General features: G+C 51.2%; 1 rRNA gene. It reads left to right on the top strand.

Annotated elements, in window-relative coordinates:
- Window positions 1-17: 17 nt before the first annotated feature.
- Window positions 18-2,911, top strand: a 23S ribosomal RNA gene (locus AB4585_RS20150).
- Window positions 2,912-2,945: the final 34 nt, after the last annotated feature.

Here is a 2,945-nt window from a genome sequence, read left to right as displayed (position 1 = left end):
ACCCTTTCGGGTTGTATGGTTAAGTGACTAAGCGTACACGGTGGATGCCTTGGCAGTCAGAGGCGATGAAAGGCGTAATAACTTGCGATAAGCCCAGATTAGGTAGTAATAACCTTTTGAGTCTGGGATTCCTGAATGGGGAAACCCACTTACATAAGTAAGTATCCTGTTGTGAATACATAGCAACAGGAGGCAAACCGGGGGAACTGAAACATCTAAGTACCCCGAGGAAGAGAAATCAACCGAGATTCCGAAAGTAGCGGCGAGCGAAATTGGATTAGCCCTTAAGCTTTTAATGATGCAGGTGAAGAGTCTGGAAAGTCTCGCAATAAAGGGTGATAGCCCCGTAACCGACACATCATAATCAGTGAAAACGAGTAGGGCGGGACACGTGATATCCTGTCTGAATATGGGGGGACCATCCTCCAAGGCTAAATACTACTGACTGACCGATAGTGAACCAGTACCGTGAGGGAAAGGCGAAAAGAACCCCTGTGAGGGGAGTGAAATAGAACCTGAAACCGTGTACGTACAAGCAGTAGGAGCACCTTCGTGGTGTGACTGCGTACCTTTTGTATAATGGGTCAGCGACTTAATTTTAGTAGCAAGGTTAACCGTTTAGGGGAGCCGTAGGGAAACCGAGTCTTAACTGGGCGTACAGTTGCTAGGATTAGACCCGAAACCAGGTGATCTAGCCATGGGCAGGTTGAAGGTTGAGTAACATCAACTGGAGGACCGAACCGACTAATGTTGAAAAATTAGCGGATGACTTGTGGCTAGGGGTGAAAGGCCAATCAAACCTGGAGATAGCTGGTTCTCCCCGAAAGCTATTTAGGTAGCGCCTCGGACGAATACTACTGGGGGTAGAGCACTGTTAAGGCTAGGGGGTCATCCCGACTTACCAACCCTTTGCAAACTCCGAATACCAGTAAGTACTATCCGGGAGACACACGGCGGGTGCTAACGTCCGTCGTGGAGAGGGAAACAACCCAGACCGCCAGCTAAGGTCCCAAAGTATAGCTAAGTGGGAAACGATGTGGGAAGGCTCAGACAGCCAGGATGTTGGCTTAGAAGCAGCCATCATTTAAAGAAAGCGTAATAGCTCACTGGTCGAGTCGGCCTGCGCGGAAGATGTAACGGGGCTAAGCTATACACCGAAGCTGCGGCTACGTACCTTAGGGTATGTGGGGTAGGGGAGCGTTCTGTAAGCCGTTGAAGGTGGTCTGTAAGGGCTGCTGGAGGTATCAGAAGTGCGAATGCTGACATGAGTAACGATAAAGGGAGTGAAAAACTCCCTCGCCGGAAGACCAAGGGTTCCTGTCCAACGTTAATCGGGGCAGGGTAAGTCGACTCCTAAGGCGAGGCCGAAAGGCGTAGTCGATGGGAAACGGGTTAATATTCCCGTACTTCTTACAATTGCGATGGGGGGACGGAGAAGGCTAGGTGGGCCTGGCGACGGTTGTCCAGGTTCAAGTACGTAGGCGGGTGGTTTAGGTAAATCCGGACCGCTATTAACGCTGAGATACGATGTCGAGCTACTACGGTAGTGAAGTCATTGATGCCATGCTTCCAGGAAAAGCCTCTAAGCTTCAGATTGTAAGGAATCGTACCCCAAACCGACACAGGTGGTCGGGTAGAGAATACCAAGGCGCTTGAGAGAACTCGGGTGAAGGAACTAGGCAAAATGGTACCGTAACTTCGGGAGAAGGTACGCTCTTATCAGTGAAGTCCCTTGCGGATGGAGCAGACGAGAGTCGCAGATACCAGGTGGCTGCAACTGTTTATTAAAAACACAGCACTGTGCAAAATCGTAAGATGACGTATACGGTGTGACGCCTGCCCGGTGCCGGAAGGTTAATTGATGGGGTTAGACTTCGGTCGAAGCTCTTGATCGAAGCCCCGGTAAACGGCGGCCGTAACTATAACGGTCCTAAGGTAGCGAAATTCCTTGTCGGGTAAGTTCCGACCTGCACGAATGGCGTAATGATGGCCACGCTGTCTCCACCCGAGACTCAGTGAAATTGAAATCGCTGTGAAGATGCAGTGTACCCGCGGCTAGACGGAAAGACCCCGTGAACCTTTACTACAGCTTGGCACTGAACATTGAACCTACATGTGTAGGATAGGTGGGAGACTATGAAACCGCGTCGCTAGATGTGGTGGAGTCGTCCTTGAAATACCACCCTTGTAGTTTTGATGTTCTAACGTTGGCCCCTGAATCGGGGTTACGGACAGTGCCTGGTGGGTAGTTTGACTGGGGCGGTCTCCTCCCAAAGAGTAACGGAGGAGCACGAAGGTGGGCTAAACACGGTTGGACATCGTGTGGTTAGTGCAATGGCATAAGCCCGCTTGACTGCGAGAATGACAATTCGAGCAGGTGCGAAAGCAGGTCATAGTGATCCGGTGGTTCTGAATGGAAGGGCCATCGCTCAACGGATAAAAGGTACTCCGGGGATAACAGGCTGATACCGCCCAAGAGTTCATATCGACGGCGGTGTTTGGCACCTCGATGTCGGCTCATCACATCCTGGGGCTGAAGTCGGTCCCAAGGGTATGGCTGTTCGCCATTTAAAGTGGTACGCGAGCTGGGTTTAGAACGTCGTGAGACAGTTCGGTCCCTATCTGCCGTGGGCGTTGGAAAATTGAAGGGGGCTGCTCCTAGTACGAGAGGACCGGAGTGGACGAACCTCTGGTGTTCGGGTTGTCATGCCAATGGCATTGCCCGGTAGCTAAGTTCGGAATCGATAACCGCTGAAAGCATCTAAGCGGGAAGCGAGCCTTGAGATGAGTTTTCCCTGGCACTATAAGTGTCCTAAAGGGTTGTCGTAGACTACGACGTTGATAGGCAGGGTGTGTAAGTGCTGCGAGGCATTGAGCTAACCTGTACTAATTGCCCGTGAGGCTTAACCATACAACACCCAAGGGGTTTTGTGGACTCAAAGAAA

Source organism: Vibrio sp. 10N.222.49.C9 (assembly GCF_041474985.1).
Lineage (GTDB): Bacteria > Pseudomonadota > Gammaproteobacteria > Enterobacterales > Vibrionaceae > Vibrio > Vibrio crassostreae_C.
The sequence above is the reverse complement of the archived record's forward strand: the minus strand, read 5'-3'. Positions and strand labels throughout refer to the sequence as shown.